Annotated in this window: 21 protein-coding genes; 14 read left to right on the forward strand and 7 right to left on the reverse strand. The window is 59.4% G+C overall.

Annotated features, from left to right (window positions below; genetic code table 11):
• Window positions 1-77: 77 nt before the first annotated feature.
• From zipA to moaA, 3 genes are all read right to left on the reverse strand, one after another.
• Window positions 78-902 carry a cell division protein ZipA gene (gene zipA, locus EA797_RS17675; protein ID WP_122167594.1) on the reverse strand — a complete coding sequence of 275 codons (825 nt, stop codon included), beginning with the start codon at window positions 900-902 and terminating at the stop codon, window positions 78-80.
• A gap of 181 nt (window positions 903-1,083) precedes the next feature.
• Entirely contained in the window at window positions 1,084-4,572 is a 3,489-nt protein-coding gene (gene smc / locus EA797_RS17680) for a chromosome segregation protein SMC (protein ID WP_122167596.1), read from the reverse strand.
• A 294-nt stretch (window positions 4,573-4,866) separates the two neighbouring features.
• Window positions 4,867-5,862, reverse strand: coding sequence for a GTP 3',8-cyclase MoaA (gene moaA / locus EA797_RS17685; protein WP_122167598.1), 996 nt, complete (start codon window positions 5,860-5,862; stop codon window positions 4,867-4,869).
• 232 nt (window positions 5,863-6,094) lie between these two features.
• Between moaA and EA797_RS17690 the strand changes: the two genes are divergently transcribed.
• Window positions 6,095-6,937, forward strand: coding sequence for an ion transporter (locus EA797_RS17690; protein WP_122167749.1), 843 nt, complete (start codon window positions 6,095-6,097; stop codon window positions 6,935-6,937).
• Window positions 6,938-7,062: 125 nt separating this feature from the next.
• Complete coding sequence (locus EA797_RS17695) at window positions 7,063-7,476, forward strand: CopD family protein (RefSeq protein ID WP_122167600.1); 414 nt, start codon at window positions 7,063-7,065, stop codon at window positions 7,474-7,476.
• A 75-nt stretch (window positions 7,477-7,551) separates the two neighbouring features.
• On the opposite strand, the gene EA797_RS17700 is transcribed toward EA797_RS17695, so the two are convergent.
• Window positions 7,552-8,016 (reverse strand): DUF2231 domain-containing protein, encoded by a 465-nt coding sequence (locus tag EA797_RS17700; RefSeq protein WP_122167602.1) that lies wholly within the window; start codon window positions 8,014-8,016, stop codon window positions 7,552-7,554.
• 144 nt (window positions 8,017-8,160) lie between these two features.
• Here EA797_RS17700 and coxB point away from each other — a divergent pair, with 144 nt between their 5' ends.
• Genes coxB through EA797_RS17715 form a run of 3 tightly spaced genes read left to right on the forward strand, consistent with a single transcriptional unit; the run spans window position 8,161 to window position 11,941 of the window.
• Complete coding sequence (gene coxB / locus EA797_RS17705) at window positions 8,161-9,054, forward strand: cytochrome c oxidase subunit II (protein ID WP_122167750.1); 894 nt, start codon at window positions 8,161-8,163, stop codon at window positions 9,052-9,054.
• A complete protein-coding gene (ctaD, locus tag EA797_RS17710) occupies window positions 9,051-11,582 on the forward strand; it encodes a cytochrome c oxidase subunit I (RefSeq protein WP_122167604.1) in 2,532 nt (843 codons plus the stop codon). The genes coxB and ctaD overlap by 4 nt, the downstream gene beginning before the upstream one ends.
• Window positions 11,582-11,941, forward strand: a complete 360-nt coding sequence (locus tag EA797_RS17715; protein ID WP_122167605.1) for a hypothetical protein — start codon at window positions 11,582-11,584, stop codon at window positions 11,939-11,941. Before ctaD ends, EA797_RS17715 begins: the two co-directional genes overlap by 1 nt.
• Before the next feature lie 18 nt (window positions 11,942-11,959).
• Here EA797_RS17715 and tusA read toward each other — a convergent pair whose 3' ends face one another.
• Window positions 11,960-12,211 (reverse strand): sulfurtransferase TusA, encoded by a 252-nt coding sequence (gene tusA / locus EA797_RS17720; RefSeq protein ID WP_122167607.1) that lies wholly within the window; start codon window positions 12,209-12,211, stop codon window positions 11,960-11,962.
• 62 nt (window positions 12,212-12,273) lie between these two features.
• Window positions 12,274-13,323, reverse strand: a complete 1,050-nt coding sequence (gene rlmM / locus EA797_RS17725; RefSeq protein ID WP_122167609.1) for a 23S rRNA (cytidine(2498)-2'-O)-methyltransferase RlmM — start codon at window positions 13,321-13,323, stop codon at window positions 12,274-12,276.
• A 290-nt stretch (window positions 13,324-13,613) separates the two neighbouring features.
• Here rlmM and acnA point away from each other — a divergent pair, with 290 nt between their 5' ends.
• Together acnA and EA797_RS17735 are read left to right on the forward strand one after the other, a co-directional pair.
• Window positions 13,614-16,289 (forward strand): aconitate hydratase AcnA, encoded by a 2,676-nt coding sequence (gene acnA, locus EA797_RS17730; protein WP_122167611.1) that lies wholly within the window; start codon window positions 13,614-13,616, stop codon window positions 16,287-16,289.
• Window positions 16,290-16,519: 230 nt separating this feature from the next.
• Window positions 16,520-18,088 (forward strand): methyl-accepting chemotaxis protein, encoded by a 1,569-nt coding sequence (locus EA797_RS17735; RefSeq protein ID WP_122167613.1) that lies wholly within the window; start codon window positions 16,520-16,522, stop codon window positions 18,086-18,088.
• Between the two features lie 84 nt (window positions 18,089-18,172).
• On the opposite strand, the gene EA797_RS17740 is transcribed toward EA797_RS17735, so the two are convergent.
• Complete coding sequence (locus EA797_RS17740) at window positions 18,173-18,856, reverse strand: alpha/beta family hydrolase (protein ID WP_122167615.1); 684 nt, start codon at window positions 18,854-18,856, stop codon at window positions 18,173-18,175.
• A gap of 81 nt (window positions 18,857-18,937) precedes the next feature.
• Here EA797_RS17740 and ccoN (EA797_RS17745) point away from each other — a divergent pair, with 81 nt between their 5' ends.
• The 7 genes from ccoN (EA797_RS17745) to ccoP (EA797_RS17775) all read left to right on the forward strand — a co-directional run bounded on the left by ccoN (EA797_RS17745) (window position 18,938) and on the right by ccoP (EA797_RS17775) (window position 25,520).
• Window positions 18,938-20,362, forward strand: a complete 1,425-nt coding sequence (gene ccoN, locus EA797_RS17745; protein ID WP_122167617.1) for a cytochrome-c oxidase, cbb3-type subunit I — start codon at window positions 18,938-18,940, stop codon at window positions 20,360-20,362.
• A gap of 11 nt (window positions 20,363-20,373) precedes the next feature.
• Window positions 20,374-20,985, forward strand: coding sequence for a cytochrome-c oxidase, cbb3-type subunit II (gene ccoO / locus EA797_RS17750; RefSeq protein ID WP_122167619.1), 612 nt, complete (start codon window positions 20,374-20,376; stop codon window positions 20,983-20,985).
• Between the two features lie 96 nt (window positions 20,986-21,081).
• Window positions 21,082-22,017: a cytochrome-c oxidase, cbb3-type subunit III gene (gene ccoP, locus EA797_RS17755; protein ID WP_122167620.1), complete on the forward strand. Its 936-nt coding sequence runs from the start codon at window positions 21,082-21,084 to the stop codon at window positions 22,015-22,017.
• Window positions 22,018-22,361: 344 nt separating this feature from the next.
• Window positions 22,362-23,789, forward strand: coding sequence for a cytochrome-c oxidase, cbb3-type subunit I (gene ccoN, locus EA797_RS17760; protein ID WP_122167622.1), 1,428 nt, complete (start codon window positions 22,362-22,364; stop codon window positions 23,787-23,789).
• A gap of 12 nt (window positions 23,790-23,801) precedes the next feature.
• On the forward strand, window positions 23,802-24,413 hold the full coding sequence (gene ccoO / locus EA797_RS17765) for a cytochrome-c oxidase, cbb3-type subunit II (RefSeq protein ID WP_122167624.1): 612 nt from the start codon (window positions 23,802-23,804) through the stop codon (window positions 24,411-24,413).
• A 6-nt stretch (window positions 24,414-24,419) separates the two neighbouring features.
• Entirely contained in the window at window positions 24,420-24,602 is a 183-nt protein-coding gene (locus EA797_RS17770) for a cbb3-type cytochrome oxidase subunit 3 (RefSeq protein WP_122167626.1), read from the forward strand.
• Complete coding sequence (gene ccoP / locus EA797_RS17775) at window positions 24,603-25,520, forward strand: cytochrome-c oxidase, cbb3-type subunit III (protein WP_122167628.1); 918 nt, start codon at window positions 24,603-24,605, stop codon at window positions 25,518-25,520.
• The last annotated feature ends 49 nt before the right edge of the window (window positions 25,521-25,569 follow it).

A 25,569-nucleotide genomic window follows, 5' to 3' on the forward strand; every position in this document is an offset into this window, starting at 1 on the left:
GCGGCTGAAACTCGGCTGGCTGTCTGCTGAGCCTTAGCCACAACGAAAAACCGCTCCTTAAGAGCGGTTTTTGTTGGTCAACGTTTGGTAGTCATCTGCCGACGTTCGTAATCGACGATCCGCTGACGGTAATGCTCGATGGTCTGGGCCGTAAGGACGCTGCGCTGGTCGTCCTTGAGCTCACCGTTGAGCTCCTGCGACAACTTGCGAGCCGCCGCGACCATCACGTCGAAAGCCTGCTTTGGATGGCGCGGCCCCGGCAGGCCGAGGAAGAAGCTCACCGCTGGCGTGGTGAAATGATCGATGTCATCCAGGTCAAAAGTGCCCGGCTTGACCGCATTGGCCATGGAAAACAGCACCTCGCCATTGCCTGCCATGCTTTCGTGACGGTGGAAGATGTCCATCTCGCCGAACCGCAAGCCGCTTTCCAGAATGTTCTGCAGCAACGCAGGGCCACGGAAGCCGTGAACATCACGGGAAATTACGTTAATGACCAACACTTCTTCGACCGGTGGCAGGTCCTGGTCGGGATCGCTGGTTTCTTCGCTGTCGTCCTCGTCAGCTACCGGATCAAGCAGCGTTGGGACAGGTGTATCGTCACTTGAAAAATGCAGGTCGCCCTGACGTGGTTCACTGGCACGGCGTTTGGAGGGCTCACGAGCACTCATCGATGGAAGATCGGTCTCATCAAGCGAAGGCTCGTTGCTTCGACTGACGACCCGTGGCGGGCCCAGCAACTCGGTGGATTCTTCTTCATCGGGCAGCGTGCTCGCGATGTTGCGGTCCAGTTTGAATTTCAACTTGCCCTTGCTACCGCGCATCCGCCGCCAGCCATCAAAAAGAATGCCGGCGATAACAATGATGCCGATGAGAATCAGCCACTCGCGCAGACCGATATCCATTAATGCTTGAACCCCTGAAATCGATGATAAAGACGCAGATTCACAGCCGCTGAACAGGCTCATCTGCGCATCGTAAAAATTGCGCCCTAAACTAGCACGACGAACGGTAGATGTGCACCGCCCGGCGCGGCTCTTTTATTGGTCTCCGCTCACCTTGATTATTGTCTGGAACAAGCGCCACTCAAGCTTCCGCCAGTGCCACCGCTTGTTCCACATCGACAGCTACCAGCCTCGAGCAACCCGGCTCATGCATGGTCACACCCATCAACTGATCTGCCATTTCCATCGCTATCTTGTTGTGCGTGATGTAGATGAACTGCACCTTTTCCGACATTTCCTTGACCAGTCGCGCATAGCGTCCGACGTTGGCATCGTCCAGAGGAGCGTCAACTTCATCGAGCATGCAGAACGGCGCCGGATTGAGTTGGAAGATCGCAAACACGAGCGCCAGAGCGGTCAGCGCCTTCTCACCCCCGGACAAGAGATGGATGGTGCTGTTTTTCTTGCCCGGTGGTCGCGCCATGATCGCCACCCCGGTATCGAGTAAATCTTCTCCGGTAAGTTCCAGATAAGCGTTGCCGCCGCCGAAAACCTTCGGAAAAAGCGCCTGCAGGCCGCTATTGATCTGGTCGAAGGTTTCCTTGAAACGGTTACGCGTTTCCTTGTCGATCTTGCGGATGACGTTTTCCAGCGTATCCAGCGCCTCGGCGAGATCATCGTTCTGCGCGTCGAGATAGCGTTTGCGCTCCGATTGCTGCTGATATTCGTCGATTGCCGCGAGGTTGATCGGCCCGAGTCGCTGAATCCGCGCTGCGAGACGTTCCAGCTCGGCCTCCCAATCCGACTCGCCGGCTCCTGGCGGCAGCGTCGCAAGTACGCCGTGCAGATCAAAGCCATCCTCGTGCAGCTGGTCCTGCAGGGCTTTGCGGCGAACGCTTAGCGCCTGCCATTCCATGCGTTGCTGTTCCAACTGGCCGCGTAACAGCTGCGCCTGCTGCTCGGCCTGGGTCCGACGTTTTTCAGCATCACGCAATTGGCGATCGGCGTCTTCCATCGCCAGCCGGGCCAGCTTGAGCTCGTCCTCGACACCCATGCGCCGCTCCAGCAGCTCTTCGAGCTTCATGCGTAGCTCTTCCAGCGGCGCTTCGCCCTCCTCCAGGTTCAAGTTCAGCTGCTCGCGGCGCTCGATGGCACGCTCGAATTGCAGTTCAAGCCGCTCGAGTGCCTGACGGATTGAGTTGTGCTGGGCTTTCAGCGAGCCAATGCGAACCGCCAGCTGATGAGCGTGATCTTTGTGCTGTCGCGCCTCCTGGCGCACCCGGTCAAGATGCTCGCGGATACCGTCGCGGCTCCCCAGCAGCGATTCACGCTGTTCGGTATCGAGCGCCATCGCGTCCAGGGCGTCCTGAAGATTCAGACGCGCCTCGCCCAGTTGTTCGGTCTCCACGGCGCGCTGCTCAGTGAGTTCGAACAGTTCACCTTCCACGCGGCGGCGCCGCAGGCTCAGCTGCTCAAGCTTCGCCTGACTCGCGGACAGACGCGCGTTCAGCTCGCCCTGCTGCCGAGCAAGATCCTGGTGTCGACGACGTTGCTGTTCACGCAGCTCTTCCAGCTCACGTTGAGCTTCAGCCAGCAGGCCTATGCGCTCACCCAACTGCTGGATATCTATCTCACGTTCATCGCGTTCTGCCTGAAGGCGCTCAAGCTCCTGTCCTCGGGCGAGCAACCCCGACTCGGCCTCCGCGGCGCGCCGAACCCGGAGGAAATGTCTGCCCAGCCAGTAACCGTCGCGGCTGATCACGCTCTCGCCATCTGCAAGCGTGCTTCGCGCCGCCAAGGCTTGCTCGAGGTCATCGACAGGTCGAACCCGCCCCAGCCATGGCGAAAGGTCTGCACTGGACTCGACCTTATCGAGCAGGCTCCCGGCCAAGTTAATGGACGCATGCTTCGGGCTGACGAGGCGCAGATCTCCCTGTTCGAAATCCCCCAGGTCCAGGTCATCTAAACGATCAAGCAGCACGGCCTGAAGATCCGCACCAAGTACGGTTTCGACGGCTAGCTCCCAACCCGACTCTACGCGGAGCTCTTCGGCAAGACGCGGCCGATCGTTCAGCCCGCGCTCCTGCAGCCATTCTGAGACCCCCTTGCCTGGGTCCATGGCGGCCTGCTGCAGCGCCTCCAGTGAGGCGATGCGGCCATTCAACCGCTGCAACTCGCCCAATGCCTGCTGCTCCGCACGGCTCGCCTGTTGCAGCTCTTCACGCAGCTGCTCGATTTGCTCATTCACCTGTTCCTGCTCGACCGCAAGCTCTTCCAGGCTGAGCTCGCCAACCGCCAGCTGCTCGCTCATCTCGGCTACGGCGGCATCTTCCGGATCCCCAGCAAGCGAAGCGCTTTCGTCCTCGAGCCGTCGCTGGCGCTCGGCCAATCGCTCGAGGCTCTGCTCGAGCTGCTGAATACGCGATTGCTGCACCTCTGCTGCGCGCCGTGGTTCGGCGCTTTGCTGATTGAAGCGCTCCCATTGATCTTGCCACTGCTGCATGGCAGCTTCGGCTTCTTCGAGCTGGGCAGCAGCTTCCTCGGCCGACGCCGCGGCGAGTTCCTGCTCGGGCTCAAGCATCGCCAGTTCCTCGCCCAGGGTGGCAAGAATGGTGCGATCGTGGCCGAGGTGCGATTCGGTTTCCAACCGGGCCCGCTCGGCTTCACGAAGGTCATCCTGCAACTGGCGCAAGCGCTGCTGACCATGCTGGATGCTCTGCTCGACCCGAGCGATATCGCCTCCAACCGAATAGAAGCGCCCTTGGACGACGTTGAACCGCTCGGACAGCTCATGATGACCGTCGCGTAAACGTTCGATGCTGGCGTCCGCGTTACGCTGCTCTGCGACCAGTGCTTCGAAGCCGACTTCCTGATCGCCGATCACCTGCTCGCGCTGGCCTACCTGATCGTTCAACGCCTGCCAGCGCAACGCCGATAACTGCGCCTTGAGCTGACGTTCCTCGGCCTTGTATTCCTGATACTTCTCAGCGGATTGGGCCTGGCGGTGCAACCGTTCGAGCTGCCGCTCAAGTTCTTCGCGCAAATCCGTGAGGCGGGCAAGGTTTTCGTGGGTACGACGGATACGGTTCTCCGTCTCGCGCCGGCGCTCCTTGTACTTGGAAATGCCCGCCGCCTCTTCGATGAAGTTACGCAGATCCTCGGGTTTGGCTTCGATCAGCTTGGAGATCATCCCCTGTTCGATGATCGAGTAGCTACGCGGCCCAAGACCTGTGCCCAGAAAGATGTCGGTGATGTCACGGCGTCGGCATTTGACGCCATTCAGAAAGTAGGTGTTCTGCGCGTCGCGCGTAACCCGACGACGGATCGATATCTCGGCGAAGGCCGCGTACTCACCGGTCAAGGTGCCATCGGAGTTGTCGAAGATCAGTTCGATACTGGCCTGGGTGACCGGTTTGCGGGTATTCGAGCCTTTGAAGATGACGTCGGTCATCGACTCGCCTCGCAGGTTCTTTGCCGAGCTTTCTCCCATCACCCATCGGACCGCGTCGATGATGTTGGACTTGCCGCAACCGTTGGGCCCAACTACAGCAGCCATGTTGCTAGGAAAGCTGACGGTGGTCGGATCCACGAAGGACTTGAATCCGGCGAGCTTGATGCTTTTCAGACGCATGAGGGCCTATCCATGGCAGTCGAGGCTTGAGCAGCTGGGCCGTGCTCGCCTTGGGCAGTTGGGGGATGCCGTGGCATTGATGGAGTCGTGTTGGCGGTCGGCCGAGAAGTTTATCACGGCCACTCGCCTGGCTCTCGAGGCGTGCGGCACAGAAGCTGACAGGCTTGTATAGGTCGCTGGGCACAACGATCCAGCAGCTGCGCCGCATGCCTGGATCGTAGGTAGAGATGAAAAGCGCGCGGCGGAATTGGAGGCGAGAGTGCCGACTCTCGGAACGATCTCGGCAAGGGGATCTCAGCCCCCAGTGACGCTCATGAAACGCACCACCTGGACTTGCTCGTCAGCGCGGAAGTCATGCTTCTCCGGCTTGAGCTGCAGCGCATCCACCAGCGCCTGGCGAAGCCGCTCACTGTCCCCCGGATAGCGACGCATGAGGCTCTTGAGATCCAGAGCGCCTTCATGTCCGAGGCAGAGTACCAGTTTGCCCTCCGCCGTGACCCGCACTCGATTACAGCTACCGCAGAAATTGTTGCTATGCGGTGAGATGAAGCCGACCTGCGTTTCGGTGCCCGCAACCTGCCAATAGCGCGACGGACCACCAGTGGTATGGCTGCTGCGCACCAGCTGGTGACCCACTTCGATACGCTCGCGCACCTCCTCGCTGGAACAGAACGTGATTTCCCGCTCATGACTGGAGACGTTACCCAACGGCATTTCTTCGATGAAGCTGATATCCAAACCGCGCTCAACCGCAAAATTCACCAGATCCAGCACCTCATCATCGTTACGGCCTTTCTGGATCACGCTGTTGAGCTTGATCCGACTAAAGCCGGCATCGATGGCTGCATCTATTCCGTGGACAACCTGATGAAGCATGTCGCGGCGGGTAAGTTCTGCAAATCGATCACGCTTGAGCGAATCCAGGCTGATGTTCAGGCGCTTGACGCCAGCATCACGCAAAGCCGTGGCGAGAACCGGCAGCTGGGAACCGTTCGTGGTGATGGCCAGATCTTCAAGCTCCTTCCTTGCGCCGAGACGCGACAGCAAGCCAGGCAACCCTTTGCGCACCAGCGGCTCGCCACCGGTCACGCGGATGCGTTTTACGCCAAGCGAGATAAACGCATCGGCCACCGCGTAAAGCTCCTCGAGCGTTAGGATCTGCGCACGCGGTGCGAACACCATGTCTTCGCTCATGCAATAGGTGCAGCGAAAATCACAGCGGTCGGTAACCGACAATCTAAGGTAGGTGATGCGCCGGCCGAATGGATCGACCAACTTCGAATCTGGCATTTCGCTCTCCAACGGCTTGATGCGCAAGGCTAAGACTATTCCTCATCGCCTACGGTAGCAAAGGCTGCCGACCCAACGGTTGACCAGGAGCAAGCCCGAACGGTCAATCTGCATCGAATGTCGTTCTTGGTTCGCATCGGAGGCGTTATGCAACGCCACGTTACTGTAGCGAGCCTTTCACATGCCGTTCGAACTCGGGATACTTGCCGCTAAAGTTCGCCGGGAGCTGTACATGGACAACGACGACCTCCGATCGATGGGCTGGCGCGAACGCCTTTACATCATCATCTTTTTCACCAATACGCCCGCGGGAAAGCGCTTCGACACCTGGCTACTGGTCATCATCTTTGCAAGCCTCGTGGTGGTCTTGTTCGATAGCGTAGCCATGTACAGCGACCGTCATGGGCCACTGCTGGATGGTCTGGAGTGGCTCTTCACCGTCATTTTTCTTATCGAGTACCTGGTGCGCATCTATTGCCACCCTGAGCCACGCAAGTACATTTTCAGCTTTTACGGAGCGATCGATCTCCTTTCGGTGGTTCCAGCTTTCATCGCACTGGTATTACCGGATGCCGAGTACCTGCTGGTGGTCCGTGCCATCCGCATGCTTCGGGTATTCCGCGTATTGAAACTGACCCAGTACCTGAGCCAAGCCAACTTTCTGCTGGTCGCCCTGCATGGCAGCAAGCAGAAGATCATCGTTTTCCTGCTGAGCGTCACGACGATGGTGCTGATCTACGGCACATTGATGTATGTGATCGAGGGCCCCTCGAACGGGTTTACCAGCATTCCCATGAGTATTTACTGGGCCGTGGTAACCCTCACCACGGTCGGATTCGGCGATATCGTCCCGCACACGCCGCTCGGCAAGGCGGTCGCGACCATGGTGATGATCACCGGTTATTCGATCATTGCGGTGCCTACCGGAATTTTTACTGCGGAGCTGGCCACTGCGATGCGAGCCGATAGCCTGCAGCACAAGTGTCCAAGTTGCGAAAAATTGAGCCACGAACCAAACGCGGCATTTTGCAGCCGTTGCGGCAGCCAGCTGTTCGAGCGCAACGCCGAACGCTGACCTTATCGCGAGGCCGGCGCAGACACTTCGCCCGTCTCCTCCGAGGTAACGGAAGATCCAGCCGAACCGCCCCGTCAGAGGGTTGTCACAACCTCTGACTTGCCAAGGGCCGGATGGAGACGCGGATGCCCCTGCTCAAACTGCTGCACTTTGTGGGCCTGCTGTGCTGGTGCGGCACCTTGCTATACCTGCCAGCGCTCGTTGCCGCCGGCACCCGGCGAAATGATCCACTTTTCTACCGTGACCACGCCCACCTGACACGCATGGTGTTCAACCTCATTGCCACGCCGGCAGCGTTGATCGCCATCGGCTCAGGCACTGCGCTTTTTCTACGTGACGGCATCATGGCCGGGTGGCTGATCGTCAAGCTCAGTACCGTGGCAGGCATGGTGCTTTGCCATGCCCTATGCGGTGTGCTGGTCCTGCGGGTCGAACGTTCACCCGAACTGAGCGTCAGCATTCGCTGCCGCTTTCTCGGATTGGTGACTGCGACGTTCATCACCGCAACGCTATGGCTGGTGCTGGCAAAGCCGTTCTAACCGATGACTCAAACCGCTCGACAGAAGCGAAAAGCGCCCATGACCGAACGATTCAAGCCGTACTCAGAAAGCAGGTCAGACCTTGTCCAGATCGACCCCAACGGCATGCTCATAGACCAGGCGCCCGCCGAGATAGGCTGCCAGGGAAATCAACGCCGCCGTGATGGCGGAGAGATACAAGGCCCAGAGATGAACGTTGGGCCCTTCATTCTGATACCGCAGCAGCCAGTTGAGCGAAGCCAGCGAGAGCATCATGACCGCCAGGATTGCGTGGCACCAGGCGGTGATCTTTTGCCGTATTTCTCGCACCGTCAGCAGGTCGATCAGCCCGAATATGCTGGCAACCCAGCCTCCCAGCGCGCCTACGCCCGCCAGCCAGAGACCTGCACGCCACCAAAAGTCATCAAGCGTCCAGATGTGCGCAATATCGACCGGCAGGAGCCCGGTCAGCGCTGCAACGGGAAAATGGATGAGCATCGGATGCAAGGGGTGCCCGGCGATCGCTGCGCGGCTGTGAATGGAATCTCGATAATTGGCCATTCGGCCCTCCGACTACTGAAGAAGTTGGCCGCGCAACCGTTCAAACGAGCCGGCGACCTTTTCAAATGGACCACGCTGGCGCTGGCAGTTCCTTTATTGAGTGCGTGCGATGGGCCGTTGTCGACACTCAACCCCGCCAGCCCCATGGCGCGGCAGGTCGCGAACGTATGGTGGGGCATGTTTGCTTTCGCAACGCTGGTGCTGATCGTCGTGAGTGCGATCTGGATCTACGCGCTGGCCCGAAAGCCGCGAGAAACCAGCGAAAAGGAAGCGCTGGCGATCAATCGTCGCTGGGTCATCGGTGGCGGCATCGTCCTGCCGAGCGTGAGCATCATCGTATTGCTGATATTCGGCATTCCCACCGGTCGCAGCATGATGCCGCTGCCGGTCGAGGGCGAGCAGCCCTTGAAAGTTGAAGTCACCGGGCATCAATGGTGGTGGGAGGTCCATTACCCGGACAGCGGAGTCACCACCGCCAACCAGTTGATCATCCCGGCAGGCCGCTTGGTCGATGTGCACGTCACCAGTGCCGACGTGATTCATTCGTTCTGGATCCCCCGGTTGGGCGGCAAGATGGATATGGTGCCGGGTCGCACCAACGTCATTCGCATCGAAGCCGGGCACGCTGGGATCTTTCACGGCCAGTGTTCAGAGTTCTGCGGCCTGCAGCACACCCACATGAAACTCCATGTCGAAGCGCAGCCCGTGGAGCAGTTTTCGGCCTGGATCGCCGCCCGAGAAGATCTTCGGTACGAGCAACGCGCCCCTGGCGATGCAGGCCAGACATTTGATGAGCGTTGTGGTCAATGTCACCGCGTGTCCGGCATCAGCGATGGCAATCGCGCACCCGACCTGACGGATTTGGCGACGCGACCAACCCTGGGCGCGGGCGTGCTCGAAAATGACCACGAAGGCTTGCGCCGCTGGTTGCGTGAGCACAAAGACCTCAAGTTCGGCAACGGCATGCCTGCGCATGACGATGTTCCCCCTGAAACCCTCGACCAGATTGCCGATTGGCTGGAGACGCTCGCTCCATGAGTAAATCCGATACAAGCAGCGTGCCCTGTACTGACCCTGACCAGTTACAAGATCAGTTCAACGACGTCTGGGGTAACCCGCGCGGTTGGCGGGCACTGACTATCGTCAATCACACGACAATCGGCCTGCGATTTCTCGTTACCGGCGCCGTGTTCTTCCTGATTGGCGGCCTGATGGCAATGCTGATCCGTACTCAGCTCGCCCTACCCGGCTACGTGCTGATGGAGCCCGAGGTCTACAACCAGATCTTCACCATGCACGGCTCGGTGATGATGTTTCTGTTCGCTGTGCCGATGATGGAAGGACTGGCCGTCTACCTGATTCCCAAGATGATCGGCGCGCGAGATCTTATCTTTCCGCGGCTGTCGTCGCTTGGTTACTTCTGCTACCTGTTCGGCGGAATCATCCTGCTCTCAAGCGTGTTCCTAGGCGTTGCGCCCAAGGCTGGCTGGTTCATGTACACGCCGCTGTCCAGCTCCTCGCACATGCCTGGGGTCAACTCGGACTTCTGGCTGCTGGGCATCACTTTCGTAGAGATTTCCGCGGTCAGCGCGGGCGTCGAACTGGTGGTATCGATCCTGCGCACCCGTACCAATGGCATGGCGCTGCACAAGATGCCGCTTTACGCCTGGTACATTCTGGTAATGGCGCTGATGATCGTGTTCGGCTTTCCGCCACTGATCCTCGGCAGCATCCTTCTGGAGCTTGAGCGCGCTGCAGGCCTGCCCTTCTTCGATACCGCAAAGGGTGGCGATCCGGTGCTCTGGCAGCACCTGTTCTGGCTATTCGGGCACCCTGAGGTATACATCATCTTCCTGCCCGGTGCCGGCATCGTCTCGACCCTGCTACCGGTGTTCTGCCAGCGTCCATTGGTGGGCTATCGCTGGGTTGTGCTCGGCGTCCTGACGACCGGCTTTCTCAGTTTCGGGCTGTGGGTTCACCACATGTTCACCGTCGGTATTCCGGCTCTGGCGCTGGGCTTTTTCTCGGCGGCAAGCATGCTGGTGGCAATTCCGACCGGGGTGCAGATATTTGCCTGGATCGCCACGCTCTGGCTGGGTAAACCGGTCTACCACGTTCCTATGCTGTGGCTGGTGGGCTTTCTCATCGTCTTCGTCTGCGGCGGCCTGACCGGCGTGATGGTCGCGCTGGTGCCGTTCGACTGGCAGGTGCACGACACCCACTTCGTCGTTGCCCACATGCATTACGTGCTGGTCGGCGGGATGTTTTTCCCGCTGATGGCCGGCCTCTACTACTGGTTGCCGCACTTCTCAGGCCGCATGCCGTCCGTGCGCCTGGGCCGCTGGGGCTTCTGGCTGGTGTTCATCGGCTTCAACACCACCTTCCTGATCATGCACTGGACCGGACTGATGGGCATGCCCCGTCGCGTCTACACCTACGACACGGGCCTGGGCTGGGATCTGCCGAACCTGATTTCGTCGATAGGCAGCTTCATCATGGCCATAGGCATCGGCACCATCCTGCTGGATATCGTGTTGCACTTCCGCTTCGGGCAGCCGGCGAAGACCAATCCGTGGAATGCCGACACGCTTGAATGGGCCACCAGCCTACCGCCGAGCCCGTACAACTTCGTCAGTCTTCCGGACGTGACTGACCGCCATCCGCTCTGGAAGGATCCCGATCTGCCCCATAGCATCGCGCGCGCCGAGCATGCCTTGAAGACCATCGACCATGGTCGGAGGGAAACATGGGGTTCCGACCCGCTGACGGGTGAGGTCCGCGAGATCATCCACTTGCCGGGCAACAGCTGGCTGCCCTTCATCGCCTCGGTATTCCTCGGCGTACTGTGCCTGAGCTTGCTGAACAAGGTGTACATGCTGGCGCTGGTAGCGACTGTCGCGACAGTGATCGTGCTGTTCCGCTGGTCTTGGGAGAATGGTGCCCACCCTGCCGCAGCGCCGGATGCACACACCCAGCCGGATGAGCCTCCTCTGCATTCGCGCACCTTCGACGGGCCGGGCCTGTGGGGCATGGGCGTCACACTACTGGCCGACGGCACCATGTATCTGTCACTGCTATTCGGCTGGTTCTACCTCTGGACCGTCTCGCCAGAGTGGGTGGTGCCGGAGCATTCGAATCTCAACGGATGGCTCATGCTTGCCAGCGCCATTCTGCTTACGGTTGGGACTCTGTGGATGCGGGTCATACCTGCCAAGCTACGCCGCGGCGACAGTAGTGGCCTGTTGATCAATCTGGCGATCGTGTCGGTTATTGGCACGGTGCAGTTCGGGCTGTTGCTATGGGTATTGCTGAGCGCCGATCTACAGATCACCGCAACCGCTCATGATGCGGTCATCTTCGTGATCCTGGCATATAGCCTGATCCACTGTGCGCTGGCGACAATCTGCACAATATTGCAGGCCATGCGCGTGAATTTGGGTTACGTAGGAAAGCTGGCGCCTTATGAACCGGTAGTAGTCGAGCAACTCTGGTACTACAACCTGGGCGTGATCTGGAGTGCCTACGCGGCGATCGTTCTATTTCCATCGGCCTGGGGAGGCGCCTGATGAAATACAACCGCACATCCGTCTTTCACCCGGTTCAGATCCCCTTCGGCCTGACTATATGGAGCCTGTGGTTCGCTGCGATGTACGGATCGCACGCAGTAGTCTGCTCCATTGCGCCACCTGATCCCAATAGCGGCGTCTTGAACTGGCTGAACGTCAGCTTCGGCATTGCGACGCTGCTGGTGGTGGCACTGTTGCTATGGCTTGGACGGCGTTCGTGGAAGCTGTCACGACCGCCGCATGAGCTCAACGAACGGCAGGTCTTCGTCACCAAGGTGGCGTCGGGCATCCACTTCATTGCAGCTCTATCGACGGTGTTCGTGGGCCTGCAACTGGCGTTTCTTCCGCCGTGCGTATGAGCCCAGATCGGCAGCCGGCTAATCGGCTTTCTTGCGAATCCAATAGAAGTAGGTGCCCTCTTGGGCCTGCTGGTCGACAAGTTCATGACCCAGGAAAACGCAGAATTTCGGAATATCGCGCTGAGTTGACGGGTCGGTGGCAATGACCTTGAGCAGCTCGCCGCCTTCGATCCCACGTACCTTGTTATGCAGCATCATCACCGGCTCCGGACAGTTCAGGCCGGTGGCGTCCAGAACCGCGTCGGCGGACAGTTCAGCAGATTGAGACATCAGGAGCTCCTTAAAACAGAGCGACATGGTCGCCCGAAGAGTTGCAACGGCATTGAAGGTATTTACAGCCGGCGCAGATGACAGGTCACTTCTTCACGATCGTGATAGAGCTGCTTGCAGCCAATGTTCGCCTTCACACCTCGTTCGGCAAGCCCATCGGCAATGCGTTCCAGCAAGCGTTTCACTTCGGTGTAGCGCTGTTTCATCGGCAACTTGAGGTTGACCACCGCCTCTCGACATAACCCTTCACCAATCCAGGTTTCCAGAAGCGCTGCATTCTTGGCGGGCTTTTCGACGATGTCACAGACCATCCAGTCGACCGACCGCTTTGGCCTGAAGGCGAAACCATCGGCCCGGTAATGACCCACCAGCCCTGTCTCGAGCAGGGCCTCGTTCATCGGGCCGTTGTCCACCGCCATCACTTCGATTTCCCGATTCACCAACTGCCATGTCCAGCCGCCGGGCGACGCGCCCAGATCCACCGCCGTCATGCCCGGAGCCAGTCGCTGATCCCACTGGTCACGCGGGATGAAATGGTGCCAGGCCTCTTCGAGCTTCAATGTGGAACGGCTGGGAGCCTGACGCGGAAACTTCAGACGAGGAACGCCGCCGGGCCACATCGCGCTGTTTTCCGCATCAGCAAAGCCGAGGAAAACCTCGCGACCACTTTTGAACGTCAGTAAGAGGCGCGGGCCGTTGCCGCCATCCTTCAAGCGCCCGCTCTTCTCCAGAGCCTTGCGTAGCGGCGCTTCGAACTTGCGACAGAAGTTCGATAGCTCCTTACCGTCATTGGTGTCGAAGACTTCAAGCCAGACGCTGCCGAATACGGGGTAAGCCTTGAGCTCCTCTAACAGCACTCCAATGCGGTCGGTTTCCGGCAAGTCCAACCACTGCCCTTGCGCCCATTGGCGCGGGAAGATCAGACGGGAGAAACGCACTCCCCGCATCAAGCGGTGCGCGCCGTCAGATTCGCTAAAGACGAATTCGGCGTAAGCACTGTTCGGCTTGGCCCGCGCGTATCCGGTCGCCTCAACCCGGGCGGCGTGGTCGCTGATCTCGGCGCACGCCTCATTCTCGAACCCCGGTCGGCAATGCAGCAGCAATGTGTTCATAACAAAATCCTGAGTGGCCAGCGCGCCGGCGCCATGCCATGCGACCAAAGGCGCGCATGATAGCGGACCGGGGAACCCAAGGCTTGCTGCTCCGGTCCAGTTAAGCAGTGGCTGGAATCGTGCTGAACTGCGAAAGCAGCGCAACAGACGCCCGGAACACCGGTGCAGTGATTCCCTCCGTCGCCTGAGCTAGCGACGGTTCATGGCGAAACATCTCGCCAGAGACTAGCTTCAAACGAGAACGCTCCCCACCTCAGTCAGCCCGGCCGTGCGGGCACAAGGAGAGACGAATGCCATCGCTGGATAGCCTGAACTGCCGTCGTAGCCTCGACGTCAACGGCAAGACCTACCATTACTTCAGCCTCCCCGAGGCAGCCAAGCAGCTCGGCGACATCAGCCGTTTGCCGACCTCACTCAAGGTACTGCTAGAAAATCTGCTGCGTTGGGAAGACAACCTTACGGTGCGAGCCGATGATTTCAATTCGCTGGCGGTCTGGCTGAAAACGCACACCTCCGACCGCGAGATCCAGTACCGCCCTGCGCGTGTATTGATGCAGGATTTCACCGGCGTGCCAGCGGTGGTTGACCTCACAGCCATGCGCGACGCGGTGTCCCGCGCCGGCGCTGATCCACAGCGGATCAATCCCTTGTCGCCCGTCGACCTGGTGATCGATCACTCGGTAATGGTTGACCGATTCGGCACCGACAAGGCATTCGAGCAGAACGTCGACATCGAAATGCAACGCAACGGCGAGCGCTATGAGTTTCTCCGCTGGGGACAGCAAGCTTTCGATAACTTCCGCGTCGTGCCGCCGGGCACTGGTATCTGCCATCAGGTCAATCTGGAGTATCTGGGCCAGGTGGTCTGGACCAAGGAAGAAGACGGCGAAACAATCGCCTATCCGGACACTCTGGTAGGCACCGATTCGCATACCACGATGATCAACGGCCTCGGAGTGCTGGGCTGGGGTGTCGGCGGAATCGAAGCCGAAGCGGCCATGTTGGGCCAACCGGTTTCTATGCTGATTCCCGAAGTGATTGGCATGCGCCTGACCGGCAAACTCAACGAAGGCGTAACCGCCACCGACCTGGTATTGACCGTCACACAGATCCTGCGCAAGCACGGCGTCGTAGGCAAATTCGTCGAGTTCTTTGGACCAGGCCTGGATCACTTGCCGCTAGCCGACCGGGCCACCATCGGCAACATGGCGCCGGAATATGGCGCGACCTGCGGCTTTTTCCCGGTGGACCAGGTCACGATCGATTACTTGCGCTTGACCGGCCGGGACGAGGATCGCATCGCGCTGGTCGAGGCCTACAGCAAGGCCCAGGGCATGTGGCGCGACACCAATTCTCCGGACCCTGTCTTCACCGCGACGCTGGAGCTGAACCTGTCCGAGGTCAAACCATCGCTGGCCGGACCGAAACGTCCGCAGGACCGGGTCTCTCTCGAAGATATCGGCGCCAGCTTCGACCTGCTCTTGGAAACCAGCGGCAAGATTCAGCAAGCCGATACCTCGGTCCCGGTGGCTGGCGAAGACTTCTCTCTCAAGCACGGCGCAGTGGTGATCGCTGCCATTACCTCCTGCACCAATACGTCGAACCCGAACGTGCTGATGGCGGCTGGCCTCGTCGCCAAAAAGGCACTCGAACGCGGCCTGAAGCGTGCGCCCTGGGTGAAATCCTCGCTGGCCCCTGGCTCTAAAGTCGTCACCGATTACCTGGAACGGGCCGGCCTTACCACCTACCTGGACCAACTCGGGTTCAATCTGGTCGGCTATGGCTGCACCACCTGTATCGGGAACTCCGGCCCGCTGCCGGACGCGATCGGGCAGGCGATTACCGATAACGACCTGGTGGTGTCCTCCGTGCTCTCGGGTAACCGCAACTTCGAGGGACGGGTGCATCCGCTGGTCAAGGCCAACTGGCTGGCTTCGCCGCCATTGGTGGTCGCTTTCGCTTTAGCCGGCACCACTCGGATCGACATGAACAGCGAGCCGCTAGGCTATGACCAGCAAAACCAGCCCGTGTATCTGAGAGACATCTGGCCGACCAGTGCCGAAGTAAACGAAGCCGTCAGCAAGATCGACGGGCAGATGTTCCGCACCCGCTATGCGGACGTGTTCAGTGGCGACGAGCACTGGCAGTCCATTTCTTTCACGGAGGGCGATACCTATACCTGGAACAACAATTCCAGCTATGTGCAGAACCCACCGTTTTTCGAGGACATCGGCCAGCCGCTGACGCCGCCAAAGGATGTCGAGAATGCGCGCATTCTGGCGCTGTTCGGTGATTCGATCACCACCGACCACATCTCCCCCGCCGGCAACATCAAGGCCAGTTCCCCCGCCGGCACCTATCTGCAGCAGCTTGGCGTACAACCCGAGGACTTCAACTCCTACGGCTCTCGGCGCGGCAATCATGAAGTCATGATGCGCGGTACCTTCGCCAATATCCGTATCAAGAACGAAATGCTTGGCGGCGAGGAAGGCGGAAATACCTTGTACCAGCCAAGCGGCGAACGCCTGTCGATCTATGATGCGGCGATGCGCTACCAGGCTGAAGGCGTCCCGCTGGTTGTCATCGCGGGCAAGGAATACGGGACGGGCTCCAGCCGCGACTGGGCGGCCAAGGGTACAAATCTTCTTGGCGTGAAGGCGGTTATCGCTGAGAGCTTCGAGCGCATCCATCGGTCCAATCTGATCGGCATGGGTGTTCTGGCATTGCAGTTCGTGGACGACCAGAGTCGGCACTCCCTGGGCCTGACCGGAAACGAGAAGTTGTCGATTCGCGGTCTGGGAGCCGATATCAAGCCGCGGCAGCTCCTAACTGTGGATGTCGAGCGCGCCGACGGTACCCGGGACAGCTTCCAGGTGCTTTGCCGAATCGACACACTCAACGAGGTTCAATACTTCAAGGCGGGCGGCATTCTGCACTTCGTTCTTCGGCAGTTGATCGAAGGCTGACACGCCACACGCGCCAAGTCGAAGCCCGTTGCAGCCTGTCTGCAACGGGCTTTTTATTGGCCGGTCGTCGTGTTTGCGCTTAAGTCTCAAGTGGAACGGCCGTTAATTGGCTTAGCACAACGGTCACAGATTTGACGCCATTTTGCCATCATTCCTCTAAATGCCGCCCTAACGGCTCGACCGGATAAATGAATGTGGCCCGGGCCACCTCGAACTGCCAGGCGTACCCAATGCGAAACAATCAACCCGTCACTCAGCGCGAGTATGCATTCCCTGATCAGCAGCGCCTGATCTCGACCACCGACCTGACCGGCAAGATCACCTACTGCAACGATATCTTTGCCGAGGTCAGCGGATACGACCGCAACGATCTCATCGGCGCGCCACATAACCTGATTCGCCACCCCGACGTTCCGGCTGCAGTATTCGGCCATATGTGGGCAACGCTGAAGGACGGCAAGCCTTGGATGGGCATCGTCAAGAACCGCCGTATCAACGGCGACCACTACTGGGTCAATGCCTACGTCACGCCGGTGCTGGATACCCAGCGCAAGGTCATCGGCTATGAGTCGGTCCGCACCAAGCCGACTCGCGAGCAGGTGCAACGCGCAGAAGCGCTATACGCACGCCTTAACGCAGGCAAAAGCGGCGTACCAAGGCGTGACAAGTGGCTGCCTGTGGCGGTCAACTGGCTGCCCTTCATTATCATCAGCCAGATCGGCTTCATGATCGGTGCCTGGTTCAATCATGGCTGGGGCTTCGTTCTCGCTGCCATGCTCTCTGTCCCTTTAGGCCTGGCCGGCCGCCACTGGCAGATGCGGGGCATGAATCGTTTGCTGCGCCTGGCCCGGCAATCGACCAGTGATCCGCTTATTGCGCAGATGTACACCGACAGCCAGGGTGTCGAAGCCCAGCTGGAGATGGCAATGCTCAGCGAACATGCCCGACTGAAGACCTGTCTGACGCGCCTGCAGGACAGCGCCATTCAGCTCCAACAACAAGCCAAGCGGGCGGACGAGCTGGCACACAGCTGTTCCGACGGCTTGTCTCGCCAGCACCATGAAACCGAACAGGTCGCCGCGGCGATCACCCAGATGGCGGCTACCACGCAGGAGGTCGCGAGTAATGTGGCGCTGGCGGCAGACGCCACCGAACAAGCCAATCAGCTTACGGCGCACGGTCAGAAGATCGGCTCGGATACCCGCAAGGCGATCGAGCGGCTGGCGCACGCCGTTACCGAAACCGGTGATGCTGTGTCGGCGCTGGCGCAGAACAGCAACGAAATCGGTACCGTGGTCGACGTGATCAAGAGCATTGCCGACCAGACGAACCTGCTCGCACTCAACGCCGCGATCGAAGCTGCACGCGCTGGAGAAAGCGGTCGTGGGTTTGCGGTAGTGGCCGACGAGGTCCGCCAGCTAGCCCAACGCACGGCAGCGGCTACCGGACAGATCCATCAGTTGATCGAAAAACTGCAGCAACAGGCGCGTCAGGCGGTCGAGACGACCGAACAGGGTCGCAATCAGGCCAATCAAGGCGTGGAGCGGGTTATCGATGCTGACAAGGCACTCGCTGGCATCAGCGAAGCGGTGGCGCGGATCATCGACATGACCGCACAGATCGCCTCCGCCACCGAGCAGCAAAGCTCGGTAGCGGACGAAATCAGTCATAACGTCGGTAACATCGCTCGTCTTGCTGATCAGACTTCAGGAGATGCGCAAAGCTCGGCGCTGCTTTCGGAAGATCTGGCGGCAACGGCGCAATCCCAGTACAGCCTGGTGGAACGCTTCAATCGCTGAAGCGCAGCCCGTCTATTACGGTCACTTCGAATAGACCAACGCCCGTTGCAGCTAGCTGTATCGGGCGTGCCGATTCGAACAGGCTCAAAGGTTGGCCAGGAAGTTCGCAACCGCATCGGCCGTTGCATCCAGATGCTGCTCGTGGGTGAACCCTGAACGTTTCAGCGGCTTCAGGTCGTGATCCGCGGCCTCCAGCCAATGCAGTTCAATTGCAGTTGAAAGCGAATAGCTCGCCACCCGATCCCGGTCTCCCAGCGCATCACGTTCTCCTTGGACGATGAGCGTCGGAGTCTGCATATGCGCCAGATGCGCAACACGTGGCTTTTCAGGTTTACCTGCCGCATGGAAGGGATAACCCAGGCACACCAGCGCATCGACGGCCAACTCATCAGCGAGCAGGCTAGCCATCCGGCCACCCATCGACTTGCCACCGACCGCTAGAGGCCCTGCGGTTTGCTGTCGCACCAGCTGATACACAGCACGCCATTGTTCGAGCAATTGCGGTTGCCGATTCGGCGGCCGTTTACGTCCGGTGCTGCGCCGCTCGGCCATATATGCGAACTCGAACCTCCAGACCGCGACACCACGGGCCACAAGCCGCTCGGTCATCTGCTGCATGAACGGGCTGTCCATCGGCGCCCCTGCACCATGCGCAAGAATCAGACTTGCCCGCACTTCGCCGCGCGGGTGATCAGCGCTGACGAGCGGAATCTGACTGCCCTGCGAGTATTGACCGGCGTCAATACCGGCCATTTGCCCATTGCCCATCCTTGCCCCGCTTTCTACTGAAAGAAATGTCTGCTCAGTGCAACAACAAACATGCTCATTACCGTGGATGGAAGCCCATACATGAACACAGCAACCAGTACCGCCTATGACTACAAGGTGGTCCGCCAATTCGCCATCATGACGGTGGTGTGGGGAATCGTCGGGATGGGGCTCGGCGTTTTCATCGCAGCGCAATTGGCCTGGCCGTTCCTCAACTTCGACCTGCCCTGGACCAGCTTCGGCCGCTTGCGACCCTTGCACACCAACGCAGTGATTTTTGCTTTCGGTGGCTGTGCCCTCTTCGCGACCTCCTACTACTCCGTCCAGCGGACCTGCCAGACCACGCTGTTCGCACCCAAGCTTGCAGCGTTCACCTTCTGGGGCTGGCAACTGGTGATCCTGCTGGCAGCGATCAGTCTGCCACTGGGTTACACCAGCTCCAAGGAGTATGCCGAGCTGGAATGGCCTATCGACATTCTGATCACCATCGTCTGGGTCGCGTACGCAGTCGTGTTCTTCGGCACGCTCGCGACACGCAAGGTCAAGCACATCTATGTTGGTAACTGGTTCTTCGGTGCATTCATTCTGACCGTGGCGATTCTTCACATCGTCAACAACCTGGAAGTGCCGGTCACCGCTATGAAGTCCTACTCGCTGTATGCCGGCGCAACGGATGCGATGGTTCAGTGGTGGTACGGGCACAACGCCGTGGGCTTCTTCCTCACCGCCGGTTTCCTCGGGATCATGTACTACTTCGTGCCGAAGCAGGCTGAACGTCCGGTGTATTCCTATCGCCTGTCGATCGTGCACTTCTGGGCGCTGATCACCGTTTACATCTGGGCTGGCCCGCACCACCTGCACTACACCGCATTGCCGGATTGGGCGCAGAGTCTGGGCATGGTGATGTCCCTGATTCTGCTGGCTCCGAGCTGGGGCGGAATGATCAACGGCATGATGACGCTATCGGGCGCCTGGCATAAGTTGCGTAGCGACCCGATCCTGCGGTTCCTGGTGGTTTCCCTGGCGTTCTACGGCATGTCGACCTTCGAAGGTCCGATGATGGCCATCAAGACCGTCAACGCACTGTCCCACTACACCGACTGGACCATCGGCCATGTGCACGCCGGCGCCCTCGGCTGGGTTGCCATGGTGTCGATCGGTGCGCTGTACCACCTGATCCCGAAAGTATTCGGCCGTGCCCAGATGCACAGCATCGGCCTGATCAACGCGCACTTCTGGTTGGCGACCATCGGCACCGTGCTCTACATCGCCTCCATGTGGGTGAACGGAATCGCTCAGGGCCTGATGTGGCGTGCCATTAATGAAGACGGCACCCTCACCTACTCCTTCGTAGAAGCGCTGGAAGCCAGCCACCCCGGCTTCGTGGTGCGGATGATTGGTGGTGCGATCTTCTTCGCCGGCATGTTGCTGATGGCATACAACACCTGGCGCACCGTACAGGCGGCCAAGCCGGCCGAGTACGAAGCCGCCGCGCAGATCGCCTGAGGAGCAGACAGATGAAGAAGCACGAAATACTCGAAAAGAACGTCGGTCTGCTGACCCTGTTCATGATCCTGGCGGTAAGCATCGGTGGCCTGACCCAGATCGTCCCGCTGTTCTTTCAGGACGTTGTGAACGAGCCGGTTGAAGGCATGAAGCCCTACACCGCGCTCGAACTGGAAGGTCGCGACATCTATATCCGCGAAGGTTGCGTGGGTTGCCATTCGCAGATGATTCGCCCCTTCCGTGCCGAAACCGAGCGCTACGGCCACTACTCGGTTGCGGGTGAAAGCGTGTACGACCATCCGTTCCTGTGGGGATCCAAGCGTACCGGCCCGGACCTGGCCCGGGTCGGCGGCCGCTACTCAGATGACTGGCACCGTGCGCATCTCTACAACCCGCGCAATGTCGTGCCGGAATCGAAGATGCCGTCCTACCCGTGGCTGGTGGAAGACACCCTCAACGGCAAGGACACCGCCGCGAAGATGAAAGCCTTGCGCAGTGTTGGTGTGCCCTACACCGAGGATGACATCGCCGCCGCTGGCGACGCCGTAAAAGGCAAGACCGAAATGGACGCTCTGGTGGCCTACCTGCAGGTACTCGGCACCGCGCTTCAGAACAAGCGCTGAGGCGGCACGCTATCGCGAACGACGTGCTGCAAGAGCAGCCGTCAGGGACCCAACATCGCGGATAGCTCGAGCGTTCGGGCTGTCCAGGAGTAACAGATGAACGCTTTCTGGAGTGGATACATCGCCCTGCTGACGCTGGGCACCATTGTCGCTCTGTTCTGGCTGATCTTCGCAACCCGCAAGGGCGAATCGCCAGGCACGACCGACAAGACCATGGGGCATTCCTTCGACGGAATCGAGGAATACGACAACCCACTGCCCAAGTGGTGGTTCATGCTGTTCATCGGCACGCTGGTATTCGGCATTGTCTATCTGGTCCTGTACCCCGGCCTGGGTAACTGGAAAGGCATGATGCCTGGCTACGAGGACGGTTGGACTCAGGACAAACAATGGCAACGTGAGGTCGACCAGGCTGACGAAAAATTCGGCCCCATCTTCGCCAAATACTCAGCCATGAGTGTTGCCGAGGTCGCACAGGACGACCGCGCACTGAAAATTGGTGGCCGTCTCTTCGCCAACTACTGCTCGGTGTGCCACGGTTCGGACGCCAAAGGTGCAAACGGCTTCCCGAACCTCGCGGACAGTGAATGGCGCTGGGGTGGCGATGCCGAAACGATCAAGGCATCCATTCTCCATGGCCGCGTCGCCTCGATGCCTGCATGGGGCCAGGTGATCGGTGAAGAAGGCGTGAAGAACGTTGCGGCTTATGTACGTAGCGAGCTGGCAGGTCTGACGCTGCCAGAAGGCACCGTCGCCGATACCGCTGCCGGAGGCCAAGTCTATGCGCAGACGTGCTCGGTTTGTCATGGTGCAAACGGTGAAGGCATGGCCGCAATGGGTGCACCAAAGCTGACCAGTTCCGCTGGCTGGATTTACGGCTCCACACTGCCCCAACTGCAGCAGACCATACGTCATGGTCGCAACGGACAGATGCCTGCTCAGGAGCAATACCTGGGTAATGACAAGGTCCATCTGCTGGCCGCTTACGTCTATAGCCTGTCGCAACAGCCTGAACGCCTGGCCAAGCAGTAACCCTCTATAGGGCGGCGCGCTCCGCCGCCCTGTTTTCGGTCAATTTTCTACCCTGTGCGACGCTCTGTCGCAGACCGTCCGCCCCCTGCTCCATTTGCCCCACCATTACGCTGCTTTAATATTCTTTGTACTCGCCGTAGTCACGCAGAATTACAAGGCGAAGCCCTCGACTCAACACATCGGCATGATGTGCAAAACGACCCTGTAAATAGCATGGAAAACGCTTGGAATCAGGGTCCGAACGGCGTGAGATGGCCTGGGCCTTGATTGCATTGCCCCCCTCCTTTCTCCATACTTGCCGCCGTTTTTGCCCCCTTGAAATGCCATTAGCGTGGAAGCCTTGCATGAGCACAGCAATAAGTGAGACTGCATATAACTATAAGGTGGTTCGCCAATTCGCCATCATGACGGTGGTGTGGGGAATTATCGGAATGGGCCTTGGCGTGTTTATCGCCGCGCAGCTGGTATGGCCTGCCCTCAACCTCGACCTGCCATGGACCAGTTTTGGTCGCTTGCGCCCACTGCACACCAATGCGGTGATCTTCGCCTTCGGCGGATGCGCTTTGATGGCTACGTCGTTCTACGTGGTCCAGCGGACCTCGCAGGCCCGCCTGTTCTCGGACGGCCTCGCATCGTTCGTGTTCTGGGGCTGGCAGGCGGTCATCGTTCTGGCCGTTATCACGCTTCCGCAGGGCTTCACCAGCTCCAAGGAATATGCCGAACTGGAATGGCCGATCGATATTCTGATCGCCGTTGTCTGGGTCAGCTATGCAGTGGTGTTCTTTGGCACCATTCTGAAGCGCAAGGCCAGGCACATCTATGTGGGTAACTGGTTCTTCGGTGCCTTCATTCTGGTGACGGCGATGCTGCACATCGTCAACAACCTTGAGGTGCCTGTCACCTGGTTCAAGTCCTACTCGATCTATTCGGGTGCGACGGACGCGATGGTTCAGTGGTGGTATGGCCACAACGCCGTGGGCTTCTTCCTGACCACCGGCTTCCTGGGCATGATGTATTACTTCGTACCTAAGCAGGCTGGGCGTCCGGTTTATTCCTATCGCCTGTCGATCGTGCACTTCTGGGCGCTGATCACCCTGTACATCTGGGCTGGCCCGCACCACCTGCACTACACCGCATTGCCGGATTGGGCGCAGAGCCTGGGCATGGTGATGTCGATCATCCTGCTGGCACCAAGCTGGGGCGGCATGATCAACGGCATGATGACGCTGTCAGGCGCCTGGCATAAGCTGCGCACCGACCCGATCCTTCGCTTCCTGGTGGTTTCGCTGGCGTTCTACGGCATGTCGACCTTCGAAGGTCCGATGATGGCCATCAAGACCGTCAACGCACTGTCCCACTACACCGACTGGACCATCGGCCACGTTCACGCTGGCGCTCTTGGCTGGGTAGCCATGATCACCATCGGCTCGATGTACCACCTGATCCCGAAAGTCTTTGCTCGCGAGCAGATGCACAGCATCGGCCTGATCAACGCACACTTCTGGCTGGCGACCATCGGCACCGTGCTCTACATCGCCTCCATGTGGGTCAACGGCATCACTCAGGGCCTGATGTGGCGTGCAATCAACGAAGACGGCACCCTCACCTACTCCTTCGTCGAAGCGCTGGAAGCCAGCCACCCCGGCTTCGTGGTGCGGATGATCGGCGGTGCGTTCTTCCTCGCTGGCATGTTGCTGATGGCATACAACACCTGGCGCACTGTACGTGTGGCCAAGGCGTCCGAATTCGACGCCGCTGCACAGATCGCCTGAGGAAACGGATAGATGAAGAATCACGAAATACTCGAAAAGAACATCGGTCTGCTGACCCTGTTCATGATCCTGGCGGTAAGCATCGGCGGTCTGACGCAGATCGTCCCGCTGTTCTTCCAGGATGTCGTCAACGAGCCGGTTGAAGGTATGCAGCCTTATACCGCACTACAGTTGGAAGGCCGCGACATCTACATCCGTGAAGGTTGCGTCGGTTGCCACTCGCAGATGATTCGCCCCTTTCGCGCCGAAACCGAGCGCTACGGCCACTACTCGGTTGCGGGTGAAAGCGTGTATGACCATCCGTTCCTGTGGGGTTCCAAGCGTACCGGCCCGGACCTGGCCCGCGTAGGCGGTCGCTACTCGGACGATTGGCACCGTGCGCACCTTTACAACCCGCGTAACGTGGTACCGGAATCGAAGATGCCTTCTTACCCCTGGCTGGTCGAGCACAACCTCGACGGCAAGGATACCTCCAAGAAGATGCAAGCCTTGCGCAGCGTAGGCGTGCCTTACACCGAAGAAGACATCTCCGGTGCAAAGGACGCCGTCAAGGGCAAAACCGAGATGGATGCCCTCGTCGCCTACCTGCAAGTACTTGGCACAGCACTCACCAACAAACGGTAACGCATGATGGAAATCGGGACTCTTCGCGGTCTGGGCACCATTCTGGTATTTGTCGCATTCATTGCCATCGTGCTCTGGGCTTACAGCAGCAAACGCAAGCAAAGCTTCGACGAGGCCGCCAACCTGCCCTTCGCAGACGAGCCCGACGCCAACAAGCGTGATGAAGAAGCGTCCAGGAGTAAGAAATAAATGACCACGTTTTGGAGTTGGTACATCACCCTGCTGAGCCTGGGGACTATTGCAGCCCTGGTCTGGCTGTTACTGGCAACACGCAAGGGGCAGCGCAGCGACAGCACCGAAGAGACAGTCGGCCACTCCTATGACGGCATCGAGGAGTACGACAACCCCCTGCCTCGCTGGTGGTTTCTGCTGTTCATCGCCACCGTAATCTTCGCCCTCGGCTATCTGGCGCTTTACCCCGGTCTTGGTAACTGGAAGGGTGTGCTGCCCGGCTACGAGGACGGCTGGACACAGGTCAAAGAGTGGCAGCGTGAAGTAGACAAGGCCAACGAGCAATACGGCCCGCTCTACGCCAAGTTCGCCGCGATGCCTGTTGAAGAGGTCGCTCAGGATCCGCAAGCCCTGAAAATGGGTGGTCGCCTGTTCGCCTCCAACTGCTCTGTCTGCCACGGTTCGGATGCCAAGGGCGCTTACGGCTTCCCTAACCTGACCGATGACGACTGGCTGTGGGGCGGTGAACCCGAGACCATCAAGACCACCATCATGGGCGGACGTCAGGCTGCAATGCCCGCGTGGCGCGATGTGATCGGCGAAGAAGGCATCCGCAACGTTGCCGGTTATGTCCGCACCCTCGCCGGTCGTGACATTCCTGAAGGCATCAACGTGGACCTTGAGCAGGGTCAAAAGCTGTTCGCGGCCAACTGTGTAGCCTGCCACGGACCTGAAGGAAAAGGCACCCAGGCCATGGGCGCGCCTAATCTGACCGACAACGTCTGGCTTTACGGCTCGAGTTTCGCGCAGATCCAGCAGACGCTGCGCTACGGGCGTAACGGCCGCATGCCGGCCCAGGAAGAAATACTTGGCAACGACAAGGTGCACCTGCTGGCAGCCTATGTGTACAGCCTCTCGCAGAAGTCGGAGAACTGATCCCATCAGCTCAGGCGCGACCTACAGTCGCACCTGACTCCGGTTATCA

The organism is Stutzerimonas zhaodongensis, assembly GCF_003696365.1.
Taxonomy (GTDB): Bacteria; Pseudomonadota; Gammaproteobacteria; order Pseudomonadales; family Pseudomonadaceae; genus Stutzerimonas; species Stutzerimonas zhaodongensis.

Excerpts from the sequence above, each read along its gene's own strand:
- zipA (WP_122167594.1), bottom strand. The coding sequence starts at position 902 with ATGGATATCGGTCTGCGCGAGTGGCTGATTCTCATCGGCATCATTGTT.
- smc (WP_122167596.1), bottom strand. The coding sequence starts at position 4,572 with ATGCGTCTGAAAAGCATCAAGCTCGCCGGATTCAAGTCCTTCGTGGAT.
- moaA (WP_122167598.1), bottom strand. The coding sequence starts at position 5,862 with ATGCCAGATTCGAAGTTGGTCGATCCATTCGGCCGGCGCATCACCTAC.
- EA797_RS17690 (WP_122167749.1), top strand. The coding sequence starts at position 6,095 with ATGGACAACGACGACCTCCGATCGATGGGCTGGCGCGAACGCCTTTAC.
- EA797_RS17695 (WP_122167600.1), top strand. The coding sequence starts at position 7,063 with ATGCCCCTGCTCAAACTGCTGCACTTTGTGGGCCTGCTGTGCTGGTGC.
- EA797_RS17700 (WP_122167602.1), bottom strand. The coding sequence starts at position 8,016 with ATGGCCAATTATCGAGATTCCATTCACAGCCGCGCAGCGATCGCCGGG.
- coxB (WP_122167750.1), top strand. The coding sequence starts at position 8,161 with ATGGCGCGGCAGGTCGCGAACGTATGGTGGGGCATGTTTGCTTTCGCA.
- ctaD (WP_122167604.1), top strand. The coding sequence starts at position 9,051 with ATGAGTAAATCCGATACAAGCAGCGTGCCCTGTACTGACCCTGACCAG.
- EA797_RS17715 (WP_122167605.1), top strand. The coding sequence starts at position 11,582 with ATGAAATACAACCGCACATCCGTCTTTCACCCGGTTCAGATCCCCTTC.
- tusA (WP_122167607.1), bottom strand. The coding sequence starts at position 12,211 with ATGTCTCAATCTGCTGAACTGTCCGCCGACGCGGTTCTGGACGCCACC.
- rlmM (WP_122167609.1), bottom strand. The coding sequence starts at position 13,323 with ATGAACACATTGCTGCTGCATTGCCGACCGGGGTTCGAGAATGAGGCG.
- acnA (WP_122167611.1), top strand. The coding sequence starts at position 13,614 with ATGCCATCGCTGGATAGCCTGAACTGCCGTCGTAGCCTCGACGTCAAC.
- EA797_RS17735 (WP_122167613.1), top strand. The coding sequence starts at position 16,520 with ATGCGAAACAATCAACCCGTCACTCAGCGCGAGTATGCATTCCCTGAT.
- EA797_RS17740 (WP_122167615.1), bottom strand. The coding sequence starts at position 18,856 with ATGGGCAATGGGCAAATGGCCGGTATTGACGCCGGTCAATACTCGCAG.
- ccoN (WP_122167617.1), top strand. The coding sequence starts at position 18,938 with ATGAACACAGCAACCAGTACCGCCTATGACTACAAGGTGGTCCGCCAA.
- ccoO (WP_122167619.1), top strand. The coding sequence starts at position 20,374 with ATGAAGAAGCACGAAATACTCGAAAAGAACGTCGGTCTGCTGACCCTG.
- ccoP (WP_122167620.1), top strand. The coding sequence starts at position 21,082 with ATGAACGCTTTCTGGAGTGGATACATCGCCCTGCTGACGCTGGGCACC.
- ccoN (WP_122167622.1), top strand. The coding sequence starts at position 22,362 with ATGAGCACAGCAATAAGTGAGACTGCATATAACTATAAGGTGGTTCGC.
- ccoO (WP_122167624.1), top strand. The coding sequence starts at position 23,802 with ATGAAGAATCACGAAATACTCGAAAAGAACATCGGTCTGCTGACCCTG.
- EA797_RS17770 (WP_122167626.1), top strand. The coding sequence starts at position 24,420 with ATGGAAATCGGGACTCTTCGCGGTCTGGGCACCATTCTGGTATTTGTC.
- ccoP (WP_122167628.1), top strand. The coding sequence starts at position 24,603 with ATGACCACGTTTTGGAGTTGGTACATCACCCTGCTGAGCCTGGGGACT.